Genomic DNA, 20,406 nt, shown 5'->3' with positions numbered 1-20,406 from the left:
TCCTCGGTGTTTCTGGCTTGGATAATGGAGGTCTTATTTCAGGAGACTCTCAATGCAGATCGACGGCAAGGTTTTTATCGTGACCGGTGGCGCTTCTGGCCTTGGCGAAGGCACGGCGCGCATGCTGGCCGCCAATGGCGGCAAGGTGGTCATCGCCGACATGCAGGCTGAAAAGGGCGAAGCCGTCGCGCGCGAGATCGGCGGGGCGTTCGTCAAATGCGACGTGAGCCAGGAGGCCGACGGCCAGGCGGCGGTTGCCGCGGCGCAAAAGCTCGGCAAGCTCGTGGGGCTGGTCAATTGCGCGGGCATAGCGCCGGCCGAAAAGACGGTGGGCAAAAACGGCGCGCACGCGCTGGCGGTGTTCAGCAAGACCGTTACGGTCAATCTGATCGGCAGCTTCAACATGATCCGCCTCGCGGCCGAGGCCATGAGCAAGAACGAGCCCGAAGCCACTGGCGAGCGGGGCGTGCTGATCTCGACCGCATCGGTTGCGGCCTACGACGGGCAGATGGGCCAGGCGGCCTACAGCGCCTCGAAGGGCGGCGTGGTCGGCATGACGCTGCCGATTGCGCGCGACCTGGCCCGCAACGGCATCCGCAACATGACCATTGCCCCCGGCATCTTCGGCACGCCCATGCTCTTCGGCATGCCGCAAGAAGTGCAGGACGCTCTGGCCGCCAGCGTGCCCTTCCCCTCCCGCCTGGGCACGCCGGAAGACTACGCCAAGCTTGCCAAGCACATCATCGAGAACGACATGCTCAACGGCGAGGTGATTCGTCTCGACGGAGCGATTCGACTTCCGCCCCGGTAAGCGGCGGCACCGCCGTGCTGCCGGTGCGGTCCAGGCGCTCGTATTGGGCGATGACCTGGGCGCCCAGCAGCACGAGCGTCGCGGCAATTTCCAGGCTAAGCAGCACGACGATGGCCGTGGTGAGCGAACCGTAGACCACGTTCACCTGCGAAAGCGTCGAAAAGTACCAGATCAGCACGTGGCGCGTGGCCTCCCACAGCAGCGCGGCCGTCACGCCGCCCAGCAGCGCGTGGCGCAGCGACATGCGGCCGGCGGGCATCACCAGGTAGAGCGAGGTCAGCATGAAGATTTCGCCGCCCAGCCCAAGCAGGTAGAGCAGCAGCCCCGATACGCCCGAAAGCGACCAGTTGCGCCCGAACAGGTCGACGCTCTCCTGCCCCACCAGCTGAAGCGCGCCCGAAACCAGCGTGACCAGCAGCAGCCCCACGCACAGGCAAAGGATGTAGATGTAGGGCATGACGGCCGACACCAGGAAGTGGCGCTTGTGGTCCGCCTTGCGGTGATGAAAGATCACCGCCATGGCGCTTTCAAGGATGCTGAAGGCCAGCGAGCTGAAGAAAATCATCGTGACCAGCAGCACCGGCCCCATCACGTCCCGGTGGTCCAGAAAGTTCGACAGCTCCCCGACAATGGCCTTGGACTGCCCGGGCAGCAGCCACTCGAGGTACCGGCCGATGGTGCGCAGCAACTCGGCCTGCTCGATGACATGCGACATTGCGATCACGCTGACGATCAGCAGCGGCACGATGGAAAGCAGCGCGTAATACGCCACCGCACCCGCGAGCAGCAGGCCCTGGTTCGCGCGAAACGCCTTGAGCGCGTCCCACACGAATCGGAGGGGGTGGCGCAGCAGCGGCGCGACGTGGTGCAATGGCTTGGGCGTCTTCATGCGTGGAAATCCGGGGCGTTCATCCGGTGCGGGCAGTATGCCGCCCGGGCGCGGGCGTTCTGCCGCTTGCGTATGATTTGCCGCTCTTCGCCTACATGACCATCCCCGCTTCTTTCATCCAGGAACTCATCGCGCGCGCCGACGTGGTGGAGATCGTCGGGCGCTATGTGCAGCTGAAGAAGGCAGGCGCCAACTTCATGGGCCTGTGCCCGTTCCACGGCGAAAAATCGCCCTCGTTCTCGGTCAGCCCCACCAAGCAGTTCTATCACTGCTTCGGGTGCGGTGTGCACGGCAACGCCATCGGGTTTCTCATGGAGCACGCGGGCATGGGCTTCGTCGAGGCGGTGCACGACCTGGCCGGCCAATACGGCCTGCAAGTGCCCGAGGACGACGCCTCGCCGGCCGAGCGCGCCCGCGCCGCGAACCAGCGCCAGAAACAGGCCACCTTGACCGACGTGCTCGAAAAAGCCGGCGAGGCCTACCGAAAGGCGCTGCGGCAGGCGCCCGGCGCCATCGAATACCTGAAGGGCCGCGGCGTTTCGGGCGAAGTGGCCAAGCAGTTCGGCATCGGCTACGCGCCGGCCGGCTGGCGCGCGCTGGCCAGCGTGTTCCCGGACTACGACGATCCGCTGCTCGCAGAGAGCGGGCTGGTTATCGTCAACACCGAAGACGGCGCCGAAGACGCCAAGCGCTACGATCGCTTTCGCGACCGCGTGATGTTCCCCATCCGCAACGTCAAGGGCGAATGCATCGGCTTTGGCGGGCGGGTGCTGGGCGACGAAAAGCCCAAGTACCTCAACTCTCCCGAAACGCCTGTCTTCAGCAAGGGCCGCGAGCTCTACGGCCTGTACGAGGCGCGCGCCGCCTTCCGCGAGCGCGGCTATGCGCTGGTGACCGAGGGCTACATGGACGTGGTCGCCCTGGCGCAGCTCGGCTTTCCGAATGCGGTGGCCACGCTGGGCACCGCCTGCACCACCGAGCACGTGCAAAAGCTCTTCCGGTTCACCGAATCGGTGGTGTTCAGCTTCGACGGCGACGCAGCCGGCCGGCGCGCCGCGCGCAAGGCGCTCGACGGGGCCCTGCCCTACGCCACAGACGTGCGCAGCATCAAGTTCCTGTTTTTGCCGGCCGAGCATGACCCCGACAGCTTCATCCGCGAATTCGGCGCGGACGCATTCGCGCGCTTCGTGCAGGAAGCCACGCCGCTATCGCGCTTCATGGTCGAGGCCGCGCGAGAGGGGTGCGATCTCACCACCGCAGAGGGCCGTGCCCACATGAGCAGCAACGCACGGCCGCTCTGGAGCGCCATGCCCGACGGCGCGCTCAAACGGCAGATGCTGAGCGAGATTGCCACGCTGGTGCAGCTGGACGCCAACGCGCTGTCGGAGCTTTGGGCCGCCACCCCCGGCCCGCGCAAGGCGGCTGCGGCACCCGCACCGCGGCATTCCGGCGAGCCGGGCGACCCCTTCGACTATTCGGACATGCCGCCCCCGGCCGAGTACGAGCCGCCCCGCTACGAAAGCGATAGCAGCAAGCCCCGCGGCAAATTCACCAAAGGCAAGCGCTGGGGCGGCAAATACGAGGCTCCCATCGAGCCCCTGCGCGGCCGCGGCAAGCCGCCAAGCCGGCCGGACGTGGCCGTGCGGCTGCTGCTATCGAACATGGCGCAGTGGGAAGCGCTGTCGCATGAACTCCACGTGATGCTCTGCGACCTGCCTGGCCAGCACGGCGCGCTTTTTACCTGGCTCGACAGCCAGCTGCATGAGCACGGCGTGCAGCCCTGGGCGGCGCTCCGGGAAGGCATGCGCGGGCTCGACTTCGAGCCCCTGGCGGAACGGCTCATGAGCGTGTCCGAAGCGGCGCCTGTGCCCGAAGGCGAAGAAGACCAGCACCTGGCCGATGCCGTGAAGGAGCTTTCGAGCGTGCTCGATTTCATGCTCGACGACCGCCTGAAGGCTCAACAAAGCGAGGCTATTGCCGCCGTGGGCAAAGACCCGAAGGCCCTGGAGCGCTACAAGGCGCTGGAAGCGCGGAGGCTCGAATTGCGCACCCGGCTGAAGCCCTCCGGTGCATAAAGTGCTTGAAATTTGCGCAATAGGCTATAATGTAAGGCTTCGCAACTGGCGAAATTAGGCAAGAGCGACAGCAGCACCTCCGGGCCGACCCCTAGCGCAACGCACTCCAACGGAAAACATCCGTCGGAAAGGGTCAATAACCGCAAGGACTGCACACCAAATGTTCGCCCGACATCTTGCCTGACGAGGAATTTCTTCCTCTTTCCCATTTGTCTTGTCCGTGCCTGTGCGCGGGCTTTGTGTCTCGTCCGTGCTTATGCACGGGCTGTGGCGGCGCTGCCCATGAGGCGGTGCGCCAGTGATTTCGCTTGGTCCATCTTGCTGTAACGAGGTCGTATGCCCAGTTCAAAGAAGCCTGCTCCTTCACTCGCCAAAGGCGTCGCCCCAAAGTCTGTCGCAGAAAAACCGTTGAAAGCTGGCGTTATGCCGGCAACTAAGTCGGGTGCCGCCGCGTCCAAATCGGCAGCCGCAACGAAAGTGAAAACCGTGCCCACGAAATCGACCTCCATCGACGATCCGAAAAAAACCGCCGCCAAGACGGTTGCCGCAGCCCCCGCCGCCAAGAAAGTCGGCCGCCCGCCCAAGGCCGCCGGTGCCGCCGCGCCCGCCACCGGCGCCAAGCGCGGCCGCAAGCCCAAGGCCGGCAATGACGCGCCCGAGAGCGACATCGACCTGTCGGACATCGAAGAGGATCTGGTCGGCGACGAGCCGGCAAGCGCGACGACGACCGAAGAAAAGGTCAAGCCGCTGCGCATGAAGATCAGCAAGGCGAAGGAACGCGCCTTGATGAAGGAGTTCGGCCTCGACGAGACCGTGCTCTCCGAGGAAGACCTGGCCAAGCGCCGCTCGCGCCTGAAGACCCTCATTACGCTGGGCAAGACCCGCGGCTACCTCACGCACGGCGAAATCTCCGACCACCTGCCCGACAAGCTGGTCGACGCCGAGACCATGGAAGTCGTGGTCACCATGCTCAACGACATGGGCGTGGCGGTGTACGAGCAAACGCCCGACGCCGAAACCCTGCTGCTGAACAACACCGCGCCCACCGCCACCACGGTGGAAGAAGCCGAGGAAGAAGCCGAAGCCGCTCTCTCCACGGTGGACAGCGAATTCGGCCGCACGACCGACCCCGTGCGCATGTACATGCGCGAAATGGGCACGGTCGAGCTCTTGACGCGCGAAGGCGAAATCGAAATCGCCAAGCGCATCGAAGGCGGCCTGATGGCCATGATGGAAGCCATTTCGGCCTCCCCTGCCACCATTGCAGAAATCCTGCGCCTGGCAGCCGACATCCGTGAAGGCAAGGTCGTCATCTCCACCGTGGTGGACGGCTTCTCGAACCCCAACGAGGCCGACGACTACGTGGCCGAGGAAGACTTCGACGAATTCGACGAAGAAGACGACGACGACGGCAAGGGCGGCTCCAAGGCCCTCACGAAGAAGCTCGAAGAACTCAAGCGCGACGCGCTCGAGCGTTTCGACCGCATTGCCGTCATGTTCGAGAAGGTCCACAAGATCTACGACAAGGAAGGCTATGGCACGCCGGCCTACCAGAAGGCGCAGCAGGCCCTGTCGGACGAGCTCATGACCATCCGCTTCACGGCCAAGACCATCGAGAAGCTGTGCGACCTGGTTCGCACGCAGGTCGACGACGTGCGCAAGAAGGAACGCGAGCTGCGCCGCATCATCGTGGACAAGTGCGGTTTTCCGCAGGACGAGTTCATTCGCGACTTCTCCGGCTACGACAAGAACGGCAACCGCGTGCCGTCCAACCTGCTCAACCTGAAGTGGGTCGAAAAGCAGGCCGCCTCGGGCAAGCCCTGGAGCGCCGTGCTCGCACGCAACATTCCGCCGGTGCAAGAACTGCAGCAAAAGCTCACCGACATCCAGTCGCGCGTGGTGGTGCCGCTCACGCAGCTGAAGGAAATCAACAAGCGCATGAACGAGGGCGAATCGTCCTCGCGCGACGCCAAGAAGGAAATGATCGAGGCCAACCTGCGCCTCGTGATCTCCATCGCCAAGAAGTACACCAACCGCGGCCTGCAGTTCCTCGACCTGATCCAGGAAGGCAACATCGGCCTGATGAAGGCGGTCGACAAGTTCGAATACCGCCGCGGCTACAAGTTCTCGACCTACGCCACGTGGTGGATCCGCCAGGCCATTACCCGCTCCATTGCGGACCAGGCGCGCACCATCCGCATTCCGGTGCACATGATCGAGACGATCAACAAGATGAACCGCATTTCGCGCCAGCATCTGCAGGAGTTCGGCTTCGAGCCGGACGCCAGCATCCTGGCGGCGAAGATGGAGATCCCGGAAGACAAGATTCGCAAGATCATGAAGATTGCGAAGGAGCCGATCTCGATGGAAACCCCCATCGGCGACGACGACGATTCGCACCTGGGCGACTTCATCGAAGACAGCAGCAACACGGCCCCCATCGAGGCCGCAATGCAGGCGGGCCTGCGCGACGTGGTCAAGGACATCCTGGACAGCCTCACGCCGCGCGAAGCCAAGGTGCTGCGCATGCGCTTCGGCATTGAAATGAGCACGGACCACACGCTGGAAGAAGTCGGCAAGCAGTTCGACGTGACCCGCGAGCGCATCCGCCAGATCGAAGCCAAGGCCCTGCGCAAGCTCAAGCATCCTTCGCGTTCGGACAAGCTGCGCAGCTTTATTGATACGCTCTAAGCCGGTCTCCCGGTATTTACCTGACGAGGAGGCGCCCGCAAGGGCGCTTTCTTTTTTGGCCTTCGGATAAGAAAAATGGAGCAAACCTCATGAATCCCGATGCAGAAAAGCTCTGGCTGGCGCCGCGCTGGGCGCTTGCAGTGCTGCTCGCCGTGCTGGGCATGCTCGGTCCCTTTTCCATCGACACCTACATTCCGGCCTTCTCGGGCATTGCGCGCTCCATTGGCGCCACCCCGGCCGAAATGCAGCAGACGCTTTCGGCCTACCTGTTCGGCTTTGCGTTCATGAACCTGTTCCACGGCGCACTGTCGGACAGCTTCGGCCGCCGGCCCGTGGTGCTGTGGGGCCTTGCGGTGTTCACCATTGCGTCGCTGGGCTGCGCGCTGTCGCAGAACATTGCGCAACTGGTGCTGTTCCGCGGGCTCCAGGGTTTGTCGACCGGTGCGGGCATCGTGGTTTCGCGCGCGGTCATCCGCGACATGTTCCCGCCGGCCGATGCGCAGCGGGTCATGAGCCAGGTGACCATCTACTTCGGCGTGGCTCCGGCCATTGCACCTATCGTGGGCGGCTTTCTCTTTGTGCATGCCGGCTGGCACGCGATCTTCTGGTTCCTGGTGGCGGTCGGCGTGATTCTGTTCGTGGCCAACTACAAGCTGCTGCCCGAAACCCTGCACCAGAGCCAGCGCCAGCCTTTCCAGGTGCGCCACCTGATGCGCGGCTACTGGGACCTGTGCTCCGACCCGCGCTTTCTGCTGCTCGCTTTCGCGAGCGGTGTTCCGTTCAATGGCATGTTCCTGTACGTGCTGGCAGCGCCCGCCTTTCTCGGCGACCACCTCGCGCTGGCGCCGACGCAGTTCTTCTGGTTCTTCCTGCTGACCATCGGCGGCATCATGTCGGGCGCATGGGCCAGCGGCCGCATGGCGGGCAAGGTGGCGCCCAAGCGGCAGATCCGCGACGGCTTCCTCATCATGCTGGTGACTTCGCTCGTCAACGTTGCCGCCAATTGGCTTTTCACGGCGCACGCTGCGTGGGCCCTGTGGCCGCTCGCGGTGTTCGCCTTCGGCTGGGCGCTGATGGTGCCGGTGGTCACGCTGCTGGTGCTCGACCTTCATCCCGAGCGGCGCGGCATGGCGTCGTCGCTGCAGGCCGTGATCGGCTCCACCGCCAACGGCATCGTTGCCGGCGTGGTGGCGCCGCTGGTCATGCATTCCACACTGGCACTGGCGGTCACGTCGATGCTGATGCTCGGAATCGGCCTCGTCGCCTGGGTCTGGTTGCACGGGCAGTGGCCCGAAATCGGCCGCCGCGTGGCGGCGGAGGTCTGACGCCATGCCGCAGTTTTCCGCCTTGCTCACACATGCGCGCGCCTGGCTGCCGGGGCGCAACACCGTCGACATTCGCGAGCGCATGCGCGCCGTGGCCGGTGCGGCAATCGGCCTGGTCATTACCGCGCTGCTGTGCCGCTGGATGGCCGAAGCAGCGGGTATCAGCATCTGGCTCATTGCGCCGATGGGCGCTAGCGCGGTGCTGGTCTTTGCCGTACCCGCGAGCCCGCTCGCACAGCCTTGGTCGGTCATGGTCGGCAACACGCTGTCGACACTGGTGGGCATTGCCTGCGTCCACTGGATACCCGACGCGGCCTGGGCCGCTGCGCTGGCCGTGGGCGCTGCCATCGGGCTGATGTTTGCCACGCGCAGCCTGCACCCGCCCGGCGGCGCCGCCGCGCTGCTCGCCGTGCTGACGCACACCACCGACTTCTCTGCGGCCCTGTTTCCCACGTTTGTGAACTCGCTCTTGCTGGTGCTGGCCGGTGTGGCCTACAACACGCTCACCGGCAGGCGCTATCCGCACGTGCAGGTGGTGCGGCCGCCCGCGGCGGATGCGCGCTTCAGCCAGGCCGACATCGACGCGGTGCTGGCCCGCTACAACCAGGTGCTGGACATCAGCCGGGACGACCTCGAATCGCTCATCCAGCAGACCGAACTCGAGTCTTACAAGCGGCGCCTCGGCACCCTGCACTGCGCCGACATCATGTCGCGCGAGCCGGTGTCGGTGGAGTTCGGCACGCCGCTGCAAGAGGCGTGGATGCTCATGAACCAGCGCCGCATCAAGGCCCTGCCCGTCATCGACCGCACGCGCCGCGTGGTGGGCATCGTGACGCAGGCCGACTTCTTTCGCATGCTCGACCTGGAACATCACGAAGGCATTGCGGGGCGGCTGCGCGACCTGATCCGCGCCACGCGCACCGTGGTGTCGAACAAGCCTGAAGTGGTCGGCCAGATCATGACGCGCCAGGTGCGCGTGGCCAGCGCCGACCGCCCGGTGGTCGACCTGGTGCCGCTGTTCTCCGAAGGCGGCCACCACCATATCCCCATCATCGACCATGAAAGGCGACTCACCGGCATGATCACGCAGTCGGACTTCGTGCGCGCTCTCTACAGCGCCGTACGGCCCGAGAACTGAACCTTCTCAAGGAGCGTGCATGGCGTGGGTTGTGTTGTTGGTGGCGGGCCTGCTCGAAATGGGCTGGGCCATCGGTCTCAAGTACACCGAAGGATTTACCAGGCTGTGGCCCTCCATCGGCACCGCCCTTTCGATGGTGCTCAGCGTGGTGCTGCTGGGCTGGGCCATGCGCTCGCTGCCCGTGGGCACGGCCTACGCGGTATGGACCGGCATCGGGGCGGTGGGCACGGTCATCCTGGGCATCGTGCTGTTCCATGAGCCTGCCAACGCGGCGCGGCTCGTCTGCGTGGGCCTGATCGTCGCGGGCATTCTCGGGCTCAAGTTAACCAGCCCGGCCTGAACGGAAGGGCCGGCGCCGGTTGCGGTGCTGATTGCGACCCTGGGCTATTCGAGCACCACGTTCGCCTTTTTGACCAGCGCTGCATAGCGCGCGGCTTCGCTGCGAAAGTAGCTCGCGGCCTGCTCGGGCGAGGTGGGCTTGATGACATTGCCCTGCTTGTCCATGGCCTCTCGCACCTCTGCGCTCGTAAAGGCCGCGGCCACTGCGTCGTGCACGCGCTGAATGTCGGCGGGCTGCATCTTGGGCGGCCCGATCACCGCGAACCAGCCTTCGACCGCATAGTTGGGTAGCCCCTGCTCCGCAATGGTCGGCATGTCGGGCGCGGCCGGGGAGCGCTGTGGGCTGCACACGCCGATGGCCCGCAGCGCACCGCTCTTGAGGTGGGGCTGCACCGCAGGCAGCGCCACCACACCCATCTCGACCTGGCCCGCAATCATGTCGGTAACCATGGGGCCGGTGCCCTTGTAGGGAATGTGCCGCGCCTTCACGCCGGCCTCGTCCATGAACATTTCACCTGCCAGGTGAATGATGGTGCCGTTGCCTGACGAAGCGTAGTTGTAGGTGTCGGGCTTGGCGCGCAGCAGCGCCACCAGTTCCTTCACGTTCTTGGCCGGCAGCTTGGGGTTGACCGCAAGGACCAGCGGCGTTGCGCCCACCACGCTGATGGGCGTGACATCGGCGATGGCGTCGAAGGGCATCTTCTTGTACACGGCCGGATTGATGACGTGGTTGTTCGACACCATGCCCAGCGTGAGCCCGTCGGGCGCAGCCTTGGTCACCACCGATGTGCCGGTGATGCCGCCCGCGCCAGGCAGGTTTTCTATTACCACCGGCTGGCCGAAGGCCTTGCCCAGCGCAACCGATGCCGCGCGCGCGATGGCGTCCACACCCGACCCTGCACTGATCGGCAGGATGAAGCGAATGGGCTTGTCGGAGCCCTGCGCGAGCGCTGGGCAAGCAGCCAGTGCGGCTGCGGAAGCGCCAAAACCCAGTACGGCGCGGCGGGTCATCGGGGGAAGGATCGTGTGCATGGTCTTGTCTCTCTTTATGTTTTTCGAAGAAAAAATCGCGCTCAGGCGATGGCCGATTCGGCCTGCATGGCCGCCACCTGCGCGTCGGCATAGCCGAGTTCGGCCAGCAGCTCGCGCGTGTGTTCGCCGAGCGTCGGCGGATCGAGCCGCACGCCGAGTCGCTCGCCGCCCAGCGTGATCGGGAACAACGTCGTCTGCGCGGTTTCTCCTGCGCGTTCGCCGTCGGGCAGGCGGATGTCGGCGAGGCCGCCAGTGGCCTTCAGGTGCGGATCGTCATAAAGGTCTTCAGGCCGCACGATGGGCGCGAAAGGCAAGCCACGCGCCTCGAAGATCGCCGACAGCTCGGCAGCCGACCGGTCGGCCAGCCGGCCGCGCAAGTCCGCGAGCAGCTTCGGTCGCACGCGAACCCGGTCGTTGTTGGTGCGCAAGGCAGGGTCGGCCTTCAGGTCGTCGAAGCCGAGCGCATCGCAGAACACCCGCCATTGCGCGTCGCTCACCGCGGCCAGGAAAATCTGCTCGCCGTCCTTCACGGTGAACACGTCGTACAGCGCCCAGGCCGAGATACGTTCGGGCATCGGCGCGGCGGCCTGCCCCGTGATGGCGTACTGCAGCATGTGCTGGCCGACCAGGAACACGTTGTTCTCGAACAGCGCGGACTGCACCTCCTGGCCCTTGCCGGTCTGTATGCGCTGCATGAGCGCGGCCATGGCGCCGATGGCGCCGAACATGCCGCCCATGATGTCGTTCACGCTGGTGCCCGCGCGCAGCGGGTCGCCGGGCCGGCCGGTCATGTAGGCCAGGCCGCCCATCATCTGCACCACCTCGTCGAGCGCGGTGCGGTGCTCGTAGGGCCCAGGCAAGAAACCGGTGTGGTTCACGTACACCAGGCGCGGGTTGAGCTTGCCCAGCGCGGCGTAGCCGAGCCCGTATTTGTCCATGGTGCCGGGCCTGAAGTTCTGCGCCACCACATCGGCGGTGGCGCACAGGCGCAGCGCCGCCTCGAGACCCTGCGGATGGCGAAGGTCCAGCGCAATGCTCTTCTTGTTGCGGTTGAACATCGGAAAAAAGCCCGCACCCGCGCCCAGCAGCTGCCGCGTGCGGTCGCCCTCGATGGGTTCGACCTTGATGACCTCCGCGCCCAGGTCGGCCAGCACCATGCCGCAGGTCGGGCCCATGACCATGTGCGTGAACTCGACCACGCGAATGCCGGTGAGCGGCAGGCGCTTTTCGTCGGGCGTCGTCGTTGTGTCGCTCATGCCGCGACTCCGGCGCTTGCTGCAAAGGTCTTCGGAAAGCCGGCGCGCCACACGGTGCCCTGCAGCGTTTCGCCGTCGAGCCAGCCGGCCACGCGTTCGCGCAATTCGAGCAGCTTGGGCAGATCGACGCCGGTGCGCACGCCCATGCTCTCGAGCATGAAGACGAGGTCTTCTGTGTCGACGTTGCCGCTGGCACCGGGCGCATGCGGGCAACCGCCGATGCCGGCCAGGCAAGCGTCGAAGCGTGAAATGCCGACTTCCAGCGCGGCATACACGTTGGCAAGCCCCAGGCCGCGCGTGTCGTGGAAATGGCCGCACCACAAGCGGTCGCCCGCAATGCGCCGCGCGCGCTCGAACAGGCTGCGGACCATGGCCGGATCGGCATAGCCGACGGTGTCCGCCAGGCTTACCCGGTCGGCGCCCGCATCGAGCAGCGCCTGCATCAGGCGCAGCACCTCTTCCGTATCTACGTGGCCCTGGATGGTGCAGCCGAAGGCGGTGCCCACGCCGCCCTCGATCATCGTCCTGGAGCCTGCGGCATCGCGTGCGGCGCGGATACGGGCGACCTCGGCCACCACCTCGTCGGGCGTCTTGCGCAGGTTTGCCAGGCTATGCGCATGGCTGGCCGACAGCGGCACCATCATCAGGTCGGCCTCGCCCGCAATGGCGAGTTCCGCGCCCCGCAGGTTGGGCACCAGCACCGAAGTGAAGAGCCCCGGCAGCGTCTTCGCGTAGGCCAGCAGTTCGGCCGTGTCCGCCAGTTGCGGCAGCAGGCGGGCGGGCACGAAGGAGCCGACTTCGATCTCGCACTGCCCCGCGGCATGCGCGTCGCGAATCCACTGGAGCTTCTCTGCGGTGGGCAGCGTTCTGGCGATGCTCTGCAGGCCATCGCGCAGCCCCACTTCGCGGACAACCGCGCTGGGCGGCAAAAAGACGTGAGCGGCAGGTGCTACCGGTGCGTCGTTCAAGGGTGTCTCCTTCGCGGTCTGGGGCCGATGTTAGAAGTTCCGATTCGAATCAGAAAATAGATTTCGGAAGCCAATCCGTTCCAAAATGGAATACCTCACCTTTCGCGCCGGCAACCACATGCGAGACCTCGACCTCACCACCCTCCGCCTCTTCGTTTCCGTATGCGAAACCCGCAGCATTGCGCGCGCCGGAGAGCAGGCCAGCATCGTTGGCTCGGCCATCAGCAAGCGCCTCGCGCAGCTCGAAGATGCCGTCGGCACGCCCCTGCTGCTGCGCAAGCGGCGCGGCGTGGTGCCAACGCCGGCCGGCGAAACACTGCTGGAGCATGCCCGCGCAATGCTCGGCAGCGCGCAGCGCATCGAGCGCGACATGGCGGCATATGCAGGTGGTGCACGGGGGCATGTGCGCATCCTTGCCTCGGCGTCGGTCATGGCCGAATCGCTGGCCGAAGACGTGGCCAACTTTCTGCAGAACCCCGCGCACCGCGACATCCGCGTCGACATGGAAGAGCGCGTGAGCCCCGAGATCGTGCGCGGCATTCGCGAGGGCAGCGCATCCATCGGCCTGTGCTGGGACGCGGCCGACCTGGAAGGACTGCAGCGGCGCAGCTACCGCACCGATCACCTGGCCGTGGTCGCGCACCCCTCGCACCCGGTGGCGCGCCGCGGCAAGGTGCGCTTCGAAGATGTGCTCGAGCATGAGTTTGTCGGCATGCCTGCACTCAGCGCCGTGCAGCTCATGCTCGCCCGCGAAGCCGCACTGGCCGGCAGGCCATTGGTGTACCGCGTGCTGGTCACCAACTTCGACGCCGCGCTGCGCGTGGTGCGCGCGGGGCTTGCAATCAGCGTGGTTCCGGCGGAAGTGGCGCAGCCCTTTGCCGACGCCTACGGCCTTCGGCTGATGCCGCTCACCGACGCCTGGGCGCGCCGCCGCTTCGCCATCTGCTTTCGCGGCGAAGAGACGCTCTCGCTGGCGGCGCAATTGCTGGTGGCGCATCTCGAAAAGTGCGCGACGGACTGAATGCGCCGACGCAATTCGACCGAAAACAGAAACTATCCGTTGGCCGAATCGGGATTTTTGTTTCTTTTATAGAAACCTACCATCGGGCCTGTCACGTTGTCACCCATCAAGTCCATTCAACCGAAAGACCCGAAATGTTCCGCAGAACCCTTCTTTCCGCCGCAGCCATTTCCGCCGCCCTGTCCCTCGGCTCGCTCGCAGCCGTGGCCGCCGAACCCCTGAAGCTCGAGGTGTACAACCCCGGCGCCAAGTCGATGTTTCCCGTGTCTTCCGAACTGGTCATCGGGCAGGCCGAGGCCGTGCTGATCGATGCGCAGTTCCAGCGCAACGACGCCGAGGCGCTGGTGCAGAAAATCAAGGCCAGCGGCAAGAAGCTGAGCACGGTCTACATCAGCCACAGCGATCCCGACTACTACTTTGGCCTCGACGTCATCCAGGCCGCCTTCCCGGACGCGAAGATCGTCGCCACGCCGCAAACCGTGGCCGCCATCCAGGCATCGAAGGACGGCAAGCTCGCGCACTGGGGCCCCATCCTCAAAGAGAACGCACCCAAGGCGCTGGTCGTGCCCGAGCCGCTCGCGGGCGACAGCATCGAGCTCGAAGGCCGCAAGATCCAGGTGGTTGGCCTCGACGGCCCCACCCCGGCGCGCACCTTTGCGTGGATTCCGTCGATCAAGGCGGTGGTTGGCGGCGTGCCGGTGTCGGCCAACATCCACCTGTGGGTGGCCGACACGCAAACGCCCGAGTCGCGCCGCGACTGGCTCAAGACGCTCGGCCGCATCGAAGCGCTGCGTCCCAAGACCGTGGTGCCCGGCCACTTCGAACCCAATGCCGATGGATCGATGCCCTATTCGGTTGCCTCGGTGAAGTTCACCCGCAGCTACCTGCAAACCTTCGAAACCGAAGCCGCCAAGGCCAAGGATTCGGCCGCGCTCATCGCCGCAATGAACAAGCGCTACCCCAAGCTGCAGCACGCCGCTTCGCTCGAACTGAGCGCCAAGGTGATCAAGGGAGAAATGAAATGGCCGCAGTGAACGACAACAACAATACGACGCTGCACTACATCTTCGATCCGATGTGCGGCTGGTGCTACGCGGCCGCACCGCTGGTCGATGCGGCGCGCAGCGTGCCGGGGCTCAGTGTCGAGTTCCACGGCGGCGGCATGATGACCGGTGCCAACCGGCGCCCCATCACCGCGCAGTGGCGCGACTACGTGATGCCGCACGACCGCCGCATTGCCGAGCTCACGGGCCAGCCCTTCGGCCAAGGCTACTTCGAAGGGTTGCTGCGCGACACCGGCGCGGTGATGGATTCCGAGCCGCCGACCACCGCGGTGCTCGCGGCCGAGGCGCTGCGAACGGGTGGCGGCCTCGACATGATCCATCGGCTGCAGCGCGCGCACTATGTCGAAGGCCGGCGCATCGCCGACATGGACGTGCTCACCGCCGTCGCCGCAGAACTTGGCTTTGACGCCGAGGCCTTTGCATCGGCCTTCGCCCGCCTGTCCGGCGAGGCGACTGCGCAGCACATTGCCGCCAGCCGGCAGCTGCTGCAACGCGCAGGTGGCCAGGGCTTTCCGACCTTTGTGCTGGCGCATGCAGATGGCACTGCGAGCCGCATCGACATCGGTCCGTGGCTCGGCCGCGCCGACGAATGGAAGGCGCAGCTGGCCACGCTTGCGGCGCCGTCGGGCGTTGCGGCAGACGTTGGAGCGGGCCAGGCGTCATGCGGCCCGGACGGCTGCGCAATCTAGGCCGTCACAGCGTACGCGCCGCTATCTGCTGCACTGAAAGCTGCCCGCCTGCGATGCGTCTCCGCTCGCGTAACGCGGCCACAGCGGCCATTCGCACAGCGGTCGCGAACGAACGACCCTGAACGGCGGCTGCACGTCCTGCTCGGCCAATTGCAGGCCGGCCGGCGCGCGGCCGCGCTCGACCCAGTCGGCCAGCGCACCGAGCATGTCGACGTTGGCCGGCGCACCGGCGCCTACGTGGTCTACGCCCGGCGCGGTGTACAGGCGCATGAAGCGGTCCACGTTGTCGCGCCCCATGCGCGCCACCACCGACTCGTAGTAGCGAATGCCGGCGAACGGGCTCTGCGCGTAGTCGGCCATGTGTTCGAGCATCAGCAACTTGCCGCCGCGCGCCTGGAAGGCACCGAGATCGGGATTGGTCGAATCCATCAGCTGCGACACGCTGGCAATGCGCGCGGCGAAATCTTCCGCGCGGTAGTTGCGCACATCGAGCGACGGATTGCGCGCATAAAAATACTGCAGCGCCCCGCTGCCGTAGAACCATGCAATGCCATTGCTCTGTTGCGGCGGCACCGTGGGCGCGGCGGTACCCGTCCACCATGCGTTCCAGCCGCCCGTGGCCGCAAAGGCCGGCGTGCCTTCGCCGCCAATGCCCCAGCCGGGGTACTCCGTTACACCATGCGCAAGCGGCACGGGTGAACGCCACGGCGAACGCAGCGTGCGCACCGCCTGCACCTGTGCATCGTTCAGGCAGTTGTCGCCGCTGGTGCCAGCGGCGCAGCGAAGGCTGGCGGGATCGAAGCGCTGCAGGCACGCCACAGGGTTCGACACAATGCCGTCCGCAGCACCGTCGGTGGCGTCGCACGAGGCGAGCACGGCGCTGTGCACCAGTTGCACCTGCGCGGGCCGCAGCCATCCTTCGCCCATGGTGGCAATGCCATTGCGCGTGCCGGCGTGTTGCAGTCCCGTCCAGTTGATGACCGGCACGCGGCTGAAGATGCCATCGAAATCTTGCGGGTAGCGCTGCGCCATGGTGAGCCCTTCGCGCCCACCTTCGGAGCTGCCCACGAAGTACAGCTTCTGCGGCGCCTGCCCGTAGGCGCGCTGCATCAGCGCGACTGCCACGTCGCGCACCTTCTTGTACGAGGCGTGCGCAAAATTGACCAGTGCCTCGTCGTTGAGCGCAAAGGCCTGCGGCGGTTGGCCCTGCACATTCTGGTGGCCCGAGTCCGTGCCGTAGGTCACATAGCCCTGCGCCAGTGGCGTGGGCTGGTCGAAGCGCGCGCCCGGCACCAGCGCAAGGCCGGTGATCAGCACGCCGTTGAAACCTCCGCCGCCGTACTGCACGCTGCGCCCGTTCCACGCCAGCGGCAAGTTGACCTGGAACATGATGGGCGGCGCCGCTGCATCGAGCGGCGCAATGCGGCCGAGTACCTTGCAGTGCGAAGGCGTCGGTGGGGTGATGCGCGAAGCGGGCGTACCCGCGCGCTCGGCCACCGCAAGCGGCGAAGCGGGAACCAGTGTGGCCGAGTCGATTGTTGCCGCACCGCTCGGCAGGCCGATGGCCGCGGGCGCGACCGGCGCAACCAGCGCCGCACAAGACGCCGCAGGATTGGCGCCAAGCGTGAGGTTTTGCAGCGCGGTGGTGGTGCTGCAAGCAGCCAGCAACACGGCGGACGCCAGCACGGCGCCCCCGTAAAACACTGTCCTGGGGATCGCCATGCTGTGTGTCTCCTTCTTGTTTGCCGGGACGGTTACCGGGCCACGCCCAGCAATCTTTCGAGCACCTGAGGCTGGCTGCGCAATGCCGCCGCGCTGTCGGCGTGCACGATGGTGCCGTGGTCCAGCACCACCGCGTGGTCGGAAATGGCTAGGATCGCCTGCGGGTGCTGTTCCACGATGATGGCCGCCAGCCCCTCGTCCTGCGTGATGCGGCGGATGGCGCGCAGCAACTCTTCCACGATGATCGGCGCGAGGCCCTCGAGCGGTTCGTCGAGCAGCAGCAACCTGGGGTTGAGCACCAGTGCGCGGCCGACCGCCAGCATCTGCTGCTCGCCGCCCGAAAGCTGCGTGCCGAGGTTCGTCTTGCGCTCGGCCAGGCGCGGAAACATCTCGTAGACGCGCTGCGGGTTCCACTTTCCGGGGCGCTCCACCGCGGTGAGGTTTTCATGCACGGTGAGCGACTTGAAGATGTTGCGCTCTTGCGGCACCCAGCCGATGCCAGCTGCCGCACGCTGATGCGGCGCCAGCTTGTGCAGTGCCTGCCCAACAAGCGAAATGCTGCCGCCATGCTGCCGCGTGGCGCCGGCCAGCGTGTTGATGAGCGTGGTCTTGCCCGTGCCGTTACGGCCGAGTAGCGCAAGCGTCTGGCCTTCGCCGAGCGAAAAAGCCACGTCGTGCAGCACCACGGCTTCGCCGTAGCCGGCACTCAGGTTCTCGATGCGGAGCAGTTCAGACATGGGCGGACTCTCCATGGCCGAGGTAGACCTCTTTCACCTTCGGATCGTTGGCGATGGTCTCCGGATCGCCTTCGGTCAGCAGCGCGCCGTTGACCAGCACGGTCATGCGGTCGGCAAAGCTGAACACCAGGTCCATGTCGTGCTCGATCAGCAGCACCGACACATCGGCCGGCAATGCGGCAACGGTTTCAAGCAGCTCTTCGCGCTCGCCGGCAGGCACGCCCGCCACGGGCTCGTCGAGCAGAAGCACGCGCGGCTCGCACGCCAGGGCAATCGCAATCTCGAGCAGGCGGCGCTTGCCGTAGGCCATGAACTTCGTCTGCTGCTGCGCAACGTCGCCAAGATGAAACTGCTCCAGCAGTTGGGCGGCCCGTTCCGCGACCGCACTGGTTGCACCCAGCGGGCGCCACCATTGCGCACCGACACCCTGGTGCTGCGACACGACCAGCGCCAGCGTCTCGAGCGGCGTCATCGAATCGAACAGCTGGTTGATCTGGAAAGTGCGCACCAGGCCGCGCGCGACGCGCTTGTGTGGAGCAAGCGTGGTGATGTCTTCGCCGAGCAGCGAGATGCGGCCTTCGGTCGGCACGAGCACGCCGGTCAGCAGGTTGATGAGCGTGGTCTTGCCGGCACCGTTGGGGCCGATCAGCGCGTGGCGCGCACCGCGCTTGAGCTCCATGGTGACGTTGTTGGTGGCCGTGATGCCGCCGAAGCGCATCACCAGCCCCTGGGCCGAAAGCACGGTGTCGGTCATGCGCCGCTCCCCTTTCGCTTGCCCAGCCATGTCCACGGCTTGAGTACGCGGTCGCGCCCCACCAGCACAAGCAGCACCAGCAGCAACCCGATCCAGAACATCCAGTACTGCGGCGTTACGGCCGAAAGCCAGTTCTGCAGCAGCTTGAAGACGATGGCGCCCGCCACGCCGCCATAGAGCCAGCCCACGCCGCCGATTACCAGCATCAGCAGCACGTCGGCCGAACGGTCGAAGGCCAGCACGTCGAGCGATGCAAAGCCGGTGGTCTGCGCCAGCAGCGCGCCCGCGGCACCGGCAATGCCGGCAGCGACGGTGTAGATGACCACGAGCCGCGACACCACCGGAATGCCGATGGCCATGGCCCGCAGCCTGTTGTCGCGAATGGCCTTCAGCGTAGCGCCAAAGGGCGAGTGCACGATGCGGCGCATCACAAGAAAAAGCAGCAGCATCACGGCAAGCGAATACCAGGCCGCCGTGCGGCCGTACAGGTCGAATTCGAACAGGCCGAGCACCGGGCCCATCACCACGCCCTGCAGCCCGTCGGCACCGCCGGTGAGCCAGTCGAGCTTGTTGGCAAGCTCGAGCAGCAGCAGCGCGGTGCCAAGCGTGACCATCAGCCTGGTGAGATCGCTGCCGCGCAGGATGGTGACGCTGGCCACGAGCCCGAGCATGGCCGACAGCACCGTGGCCACCACCAGTCCCACGGTCGGATCCGGCATCACGAGCTTGGCAAACAGCGCGGCGGCGTAGGCACCAAAGCCGAAGAAGGCGGCATGGCCGAGCGACACGATGCCGGTGTAGCCCAGGATAAGGTCGAGCGACATCGCGAACAGCGCGACGATGGCGATCTCGTTGACCAGCAGCGAATGCGAAGGCATGACGAACGGCAACACAAACGCCGCAGCCCACACCACAAACTCGAGCGGTCGCCAGCGCGCCTTGTGCAGCAGGGCCGACTGGTACGTTGAAGGCGCGCTCATTCAGCGGCCTCCCTTGCGCGTGAACAAGCCCTGGGGCCGCCACATCAAGATCAAAATCATGAGCAGGTAGACGGTGAACGCGCCCATCTTCGGAATGAAATACTTGCCCGCAACGTCGGCAATGCCAAGCAGCAGCGCAGCCGCCAGCGGCCCGGTAATCGACGAGGTGCCGCCGACCGATACCACGATCAGAAAATAAATCATGTACTTGAGCGGAAAGGTCGGATCGAGGCCGAGGATTTCCGCACCCAACGCACCGCCGAGCCCGGCAAGGCCGGAGCCGACCGCAAAGGTCAGCAGGAACACGACATTGACATTGATGCCCAACCCCGAAGCCACGCGCGGGTCATCCACGGCGGCGCGCAGGCGGCTGCCGAAGCGGGTCTTCGAAAGAATGAGCTGCAGCACCACGGTGAGCACGGCGCACACGCCAATGATGAAGAGCCGGTAGTGCCCCATGCCAAGCAGCAGCGCGCCGTCGCCCACTTCGGTGCGGCCGCGCAGCCATTCGGGCAGCTGGATGTTCTGCTGCGATGAGCCGACGAAGTAATCGATGGCCGCCACGGCCATGAAGGCAAGGCCAATGGAAAACAGCACCTGGTCGAGGTGCGGCTTGCCGTACATGGGCCGATAGAGCGTTCGTTCGAGCAGCGCGCCGGCGAGGGCCACCACGATGAACGCAAGCGGCAGGCAGGCCAGGAACGGCACGCCGAGTTTCTGCATCGCAAACACGGTGAGGTACCCGCCGGCCATGGCGAAGGCACCGTGGGCCAGGTTGATGAAGTTCATCAACCCGAGCGTCACGGCCAAGCCTACTGCGAGCACGAAGAGCAGCATGCCGTAGGCGATACCGTCGAAAAGAATGGTCAACATGTCATTTTTTCCGCCACGTTTTCGCGCGGCTGGCTTTCTGGG

At 65.7% G+C, this 20,406-nt stretch carries 19 protein-coding genes; 9 read left to right on the top strand and 10 right to left on the bottom strand.

Annotated features, from left to right (window positions below):
• Positions 1 to 52: 52 nt before the first annotated feature.
• The gene (locus J2X67_RS11570) at positions 53 to 811 is read left to right on the top strand and encodes a 3-hydroxyacyl-CoA dehydrogenase (RefSeq protein WP_309953148.1); all 759 of its coding nucleotides are present in this window, start codon (positions 53 to 55) and stop codon (positions 809 to 811) included.
• Here the strand turns inward: J2X67_RS11570 and J2X67_RS11565 are convergent.
• Positions 759 to 1,700, bottom strand: a complete 942-nt coding sequence (locus J2X67_RS11565) for a YihY/virulence factor BrkB family protein (protein WP_281149991.1) — start codon at positions 1,698 to 1,700, stop codon at positions 759 to 761. The two genes, J2X67_RS11570 and J2X67_RS11565, sit on opposite strands and share 53 nt — an antisense overlap.
• Before the next feature lie 95 nt (positions 1,701 to 1,795).
• Here J2X67_RS11565 and dnaG point away from each other — a divergent pair, with 95 nt between their 5' ends.
• Positions 1,796 to 3,775 (top strand): DNA primase, encoded by a 1,980-nt coding sequence (gene dnaG, locus J2X67_RS11560; protein WP_309953146.1) that lies wholly within the window; start codon positions 1,796 to 1,798, stop codon positions 3,773 to 3,775.
• A 254-nt stretch (positions 3,776 to 4,029) separates the two neighbouring features.
• On the opposite strand, the gene J2X67_RS11555 is transcribed toward dnaG, so the two are convergent.
• Positions 4,030 to 4,284: a hypothetical protein gene (locus J2X67_RS11555; RefSeq protein ID WP_309953688.1), complete on the bottom strand. Its 255-nt coding sequence runs from the start codon at positions 4,282 to 4,284 to the stop codon at positions 4,030 to 4,032.
• On the opposite strand from J2X67_RS11555, the gene rpoD reads away from it, so the two are divergent.
• The 4 genes from rpoD to sugE all read left to right on the top strand — a co-directional run bounded on the left by rpoD (position 4,199) and on the right by sugE (position 9,269).
• Positions 4,199 to 6,466 (top strand): RNA polymerase sigma factor RpoD, encoded by a 2,268-nt coding sequence (gene rpoD / locus J2X67_RS11550; protein WP_309953144.1) that lies wholly within the window; start codon positions 4,199 to 4,201, stop codon positions 6,464 to 6,466. The two genes, J2X67_RS11555 and rpoD, sit on opposite strands and share 86 nt — an antisense overlap.
• Positions 6,467 to 6,555: 89 nt before the next feature.
• Positions 6,556 to 7,791 (top strand): multidrug effflux MFS transporter, encoded by a 1,236-nt coding sequence (locus tag J2X67_RS11545; RefSeq protein ID WP_281149988.1) that lies wholly within the window; start codon positions 6,556 to 6,558, stop codon positions 7,789 to 7,791.
• 4 nt (positions 7,792 to 7,795) lie between these two features.
• Entirely contained in the window at positions 7,796 to 8,929 is a 1,134-nt protein-coding gene (locus J2X67_RS11540) for an HPP family protein (protein ID WP_309953142.1), read from the top strand.
• Positions 8,930 to 8,948: 19 nt separating this feature from the next.
• Entirely contained in the window at positions 8,949 to 9,269 is a 321-nt protein-coding gene (gene sugE / locus J2X67_RS11535) for a quaternary ammonium compound efflux SMR transporter SugE (RefSeq protein ID WP_309953140.1), read from the top strand.
• 44 nt (positions 9,270 to 9,313) lie between these two features.
• Here the strand turns inward: sugE and J2X67_RS11530 are convergent, their stop codons facing one another.
• The 3 genes from J2X67_RS11530 to J2X67_RS11520 are packed head-to-tail and all read right to left on the bottom strand — an operon-like array spanning position 9,314 to position 12,524.
• Entirely contained in the window at positions 9,314 to 10,300 is a 987-nt protein-coding gene (locus J2X67_RS11530) for a tripartite tricarboxylate transporter substrate binding protein (protein WP_309953138.1), read from the bottom strand.
• A gap of 41 nt (positions 10,301 to 10,341) precedes the next feature.
• Positions 10,342 to 11,556, bottom strand: coding sequence for a CoA transferase (locus J2X67_RS11525; RefSeq protein ID WP_309953136.1), 1,215 nt, complete (start codon positions 11,554 to 11,556; stop codon positions 10,342 to 10,344).
• Positions 11,553 to 12,524: a hydroxymethylglutaryl-CoA lyase gene (locus J2X67_RS11520; RefSeq protein WP_309953134.1), complete on the bottom strand. Its 972-nt coding sequence runs from the start codon at positions 12,522 to 12,524 to the stop codon at positions 11,553 to 11,555. The genes J2X67_RS11525 and J2X67_RS11520 overlap by 4 nt, the downstream gene beginning before the upstream one ends.
• Positions 12,525 to 12,642: 118 nt before the next feature.
• On the opposite strand from J2X67_RS11520, the gene J2X67_RS11515 reads away from it, so the two are divergent.
• The 3 genes from J2X67_RS11515 (at position 12,643) to J2X67_RS11505 (ending at position 15,298) form a co-directional block, all read left to right on the top strand.
• A complete protein-coding gene (locus tag J2X67_RS11515; protein ID WP_309953665.1) occupies positions 12,643 to 13,545 on the top strand; it encodes a LysR family transcriptional regulator in 903 nt (300 codons plus the stop codon).
• A 134-nt stretch (positions 13,546 to 13,679) separates the two neighbouring features.
• On the top strand, positions 13,680 to 14,579 hold the full coding sequence (locus J2X67_RS11510; protein ID WP_309953132.1) for an MBL fold metallo-hydrolase: 900 nt from the start codon (positions 13,680 to 13,682) through the stop codon (positions 14,577 to 14,579).
• A complete protein-coding gene (locus J2X67_RS11505) occupies positions 14,567 to 15,298 on the top strand; it encodes a DsbA family protein (RefSeq protein ID WP_309953130.1) in 732 nt (243 codons plus the stop codon). The genes J2X67_RS11510 and J2X67_RS11505 overlap by 13 nt, the downstream gene beginning before the upstream one ends.
• Positions 15,299 to 15,319: 21 nt before the next feature.
• On the opposite strand, the gene J2X67_RS11500 is transcribed toward J2X67_RS11505, so the two are convergent.
• Genes J2X67_RS11500 through J2X67_RS11480 form a run of 5 tightly spaced genes read right to left on the bottom strand, consistent with a single transcriptional unit; the run spans position 15,320 to position 20,364 of the window.
• Positions 15,320 to 17,020, bottom strand: coding sequence for a tannase/feruloyl esterase family alpha/beta hydrolase (locus tag J2X67_RS11500; RefSeq protein WP_309953128.1), 1,701 nt, complete (start codon positions 17,018 to 17,020; stop codon positions 15,320 to 15,322).
• A gap of 32 nt (positions 17,021 to 17,052) precedes the next feature.
• Positions 17,053 to 17,757, bottom strand: coding sequence for an ABC transporter ATP-binding protein (locus J2X67_RS11495; protein ID WP_309953126.1), 705 nt, complete (start codon positions 17,755 to 17,757; stop codon positions 17,053 to 17,055).
• Positions 17,750 to 18,511: an ABC transporter ATP-binding protein gene (locus tag J2X67_RS11490; protein WP_309953125.1), complete on the bottom strand. Its 762-nt coding sequence runs from the start codon at positions 18,509 to 18,511 to the stop codon at positions 17,750 to 17,752. Before J2X67_RS11490 ends, J2X67_RS11495 begins: the two co-directional genes overlap by 8 nt.
• A complete protein-coding gene (locus J2X67_RS11485) occupies positions 18,508 to 19,491 on the bottom strand; it encodes a branched-chain amino acid ABC transporter permease (RefSeq protein WP_309953123.1) in 984 nt (327 codons plus the stop codon). The genes J2X67_RS11490 and J2X67_RS11485 overlap by 4 nt, the downstream gene beginning before the upstream one ends.
• On the bottom strand, positions 19,492 to 20,364 hold the full coding sequence (locus J2X67_RS11480) for a branched-chain amino acid ABC transporter permease (protein WP_309953122.1): 873 nt from the start codon (positions 20,362 to 20,364) through the stop codon (positions 19,492 to 19,494).
• Positions 20,365 to 20,406 lie beyond the last annotated feature (42 nt).

This window comes from Variovorax sp. 3319 (assembly GCF_031456585.1).
Classification (GTDB): Bacteria; Pseudomonadota; Gammaproteobacteria; order Burkholderiales; family Burkholderiaceae_C; genus Variovorax; species Variovorax paradoxus_P.
Note: the sequence above shows the minus strand (reverse complement) of the source record. Positions and strands in the feature narration are given on the sequence as shown.

Coding starts and splice junctions, on each gene's coding strand:
- J2X67_RS11495 (WP_309953126.1), bottom strand. CDS start 17,757: ATGTCTGAACTGCTCCGCATCGAGAACCTGAGTGCCGGCTACGGCGAA.
- J2X67_RS11515 (WP_309953665.1), top strand. CDS start 12,643: ATGCGAGACCTCGACCTCACCACCCTCCGCCTCTTCGTTTCCGTATGC.
- dnaG (WP_309953146.1), top strand. CDS start 1,796: ATGACCATCCCCGCTTCTTTCATCCAGGAACTCATCGCGCGCGCCGAC.
- J2X67_RS11490 (WP_309953125.1), bottom strand. CDS start 18,511: ATGACCGACACCGTGCTTTCGGCCCAGGGGCTGGTGATGCGCTTCGGC.
- J2X67_RS11485 (WP_309953123.1), bottom strand. CDS start 19,491: ATGAGCGCGCCTTCAACGTACCAGTCGGCCCTGCTGCACAAGGCGCGC.
- J2X67_RS11505 (WP_309953130.1), top strand. CDS start 14,567: ATGGCCGCAGTGAACGACAACAACAATACGACGCTGCACTACATCTTC.
- J2X67_RS11530 (WP_309953138.1), bottom strand. CDS start 10,300: ATGCACACGATCCTTCCCCCGATGACCCGCCGCGCCGTACTGGGTTTT.
- J2X67_RS11510 (WP_309953132.1), top strand. CDS start 13,680: ATGTTCCGCAGAACCCTTCTTTCCGCCGCAGCCATTTCCGCCGCCCTG.
- J2X67_RS11570 (WP_309953148.1), top strand. CDS start 53: ATGCAGATCGACGGCAAGGTTTTTATCGTGACCGGTGGCGCTTCTGGC.
- J2X67_RS11500 (WP_309953128.1), bottom strand. CDS start 17,020: ATGGCGATCCCCAGGACAGTGTTTTACGGGGGCGCCGTGCTGGCGTCC.
- J2X67_RS11545 (WP_281149988.1), top strand. CDS start 6,556: ATGAATCCCGATGCAGAAAAGCTCTGGCTGGCGCCGCGCTGGGCGCTT.
- J2X67_RS11565 (WP_281149991.1), bottom strand. CDS start 1,700: ATGAAGACGCCCAAGCCATTGCACCACGTCGCGCCGCTGCTGCGCCAC.
- J2X67_RS11555 (WP_309953688.1), bottom strand. CDS start 4,284: ATGGAGGTCGATTTCGTGGGCACGGTTTTCACTTTCGTTGCGGCTGCC.
- sugE (WP_309953140.1), top strand. CDS start 8,949: ATGGCGTGGGTTGTGTTGTTGGTGGCGGGCCTGCTCGAAATGGGCTGG.
- J2X67_RS11480 (WP_309953122.1), bottom strand. CDS start 20,364: ATGTTGACCATTCTTTTCGACGGTATCGCCTACGGCATGCTGCTCTTC.
- J2X67_RS11540 (WP_309953142.1), top strand. CDS start 7,796: ATGCCGCAGTTTTCCGCCTTGCTCACACATGCGCGCGCCTGGCTGCCG.
- J2X67_RS11525 (WP_309953136.1), bottom strand. CDS start 11,556: ATGAGCGACACAACGACGACGCCCGACGAAAAGCGCCTGCCGCTCACC.
- rpoD (WP_309953144.1), top strand. CDS start 4,199: ATGCCGGCAACTAAGTCGGGTGCCGCCGCGTCCAAATCGGCAGCCGCA.